This is a genomic window from Spiroplasma sp. hy2, assembly GCF_044714365.1.
Lineage (GTDB): Bacteria > Bacillota_I > Bacilli_A > Mycoplasmatales > Mycoplasmataceae > Spiroplasma > Spiroplasma phoeniceum.
This window is the reverse complement of sequence record NZ_RXFZ02000211.1, coordinates 1-1517: the sequence shown is the minus strand read 5'-3', so window position 1 is coordinate 1517 and position 1517 is coordinate 1. Positions and strand designations below refer to the sequence as shown.

Genomic DNA, 1517 nt, shown 5'->3' with positions numbered 1-1517 from the left:
TWTAAAATAGCATTATAAATTAAATTATCATTATAAGCAGATTGTTTTCTATCATTAATAGGTTGTCAAAGTTTACTTTCTTTAACATCTTCAACTGTTATAAATAATAAATTACTTAAATTATTTTCCATATAAAACACCTCTTAATTGATTACTATATTTATTTTTTAAATTACTTGGTTTATAACTATTAACTCTTGTTTTTGTTTTCTTAATTGTTTTGATAGTTTGATTAGTTTTGTAAAACATATTTTTAACTGGTGTTTTATATAAATTCTTAATATTTTTAACATCACTTCGGCGTTCACGATATCATTTTTTATTATTAATTTCACCAACAAAATTAAAATTAAAATGTCCAATCTTTAAATTATTAATAAACCTTTTAATTTGTTGTAATTTTTGAACTGTTGGTAATGTTAATTTAATATTTCCTTTGGGATATTTTTCTTTTAATGCTTGTGGTAATCGTTTTTTAATATAATTTCTTAAATGACTAGGTAATCATTTTCTTAATCAATAACGCCAAAATAAAGTCCCAGCATTAGATACTGCATTACTTAATAATTTTCAAATTTCAACAGGAACACTAGGATACACATATGGACCATAAAATTTTGGATGTTTTGCTGTTTTTGTATATATTAAAATAGTTAAATTACCTGTTAAAGTTAACTTATTTGTAATATTAAACATACCACTATCAAGTCAACTACTATTTAAAGGTTGTCAATTAGTATTTAGATAATTTTCATTTTTAAATTGTTCTCTATTTTTAATATTATTATCTTTTTCTAATTGACTTAATATTTGTTGTATTTCTTTTTTATGACCTTTTTTAATTAAATCTAAATAAGTAAATGGATTTAATCACTGATAAATATCTTCAACTTTACTTGTAATTTTATTATATTTATCAGTAATATAATTAATTGGTTTTAATACTTTATTTTGAACTTGTTTAACTCTATTAATTAAATTTACAAATTTACTTATTAAAGGTTTATTTTCTAAATTAGATACTAATAAAGTTAAAACTCGTAAAATTAGTAAGTTCATTGTTTATTAAGAATTTTTAATTACTACATCAATTGGATTTGTTTGACCAGTAGCATTGTTTTTACCCTCAATTTGAACTTCAACAGTTTTATCATTTGTAATATCTATTGGTCAATCTTCACCCTTAGCTTCAATAAAGTAATCATAATCATTCTCAGTTAAAGAACTATCTACGGCTTTAATTGCTTTTAAAACGACAGCTTTAAATTGTGGTTTTAATTGTTCGGCTGTTGTTTGAGTTGGATCGTCAACATGAATAGTTGGTTTATCTAATTTATTAATCCCACTAATATCAATTTTATTTGATGATGGAATTACATAATCAACAGGAACTCTAAATGTTTTATTAAGATTACTTTTAGCAGTATTAATTTCTGCTTGTGTAGGTGCTTTTTCTAAAATAATTTTACATGTTTTTGGATATAAAATAGTTGGTGTTGCATATTGAACTTTACCAT

The 1517-nt window shown here is 22.3% G+C and carries 2 protein-coding genes; both read right to left on the bottom strand.

Annotation, left to right across the window (positions count from 1 at the left end; genetic code table 4):
- Positions 1–120 precede the first annotated feature (120 nt).
- Positions 121–1059: a hypothetical protein gene (locus tag EHV01_RS05485; RefSeq protein ID WP_422066578.1), complete on the bottom strand. Its 939-nt coding sequence runs from the start codon at positions 1057–1059 to the stop codon at positions 121–123.
- A 6-nt stretch (positions 1060–1065) separates the two neighbouring features.
- Positions 1066–1517 (bottom strand): hypothetical protein (locus EHV01_RS05480; protein WP_422066577.1); only part of this gene is annotated, 452 nt, incomplete at its 5' end.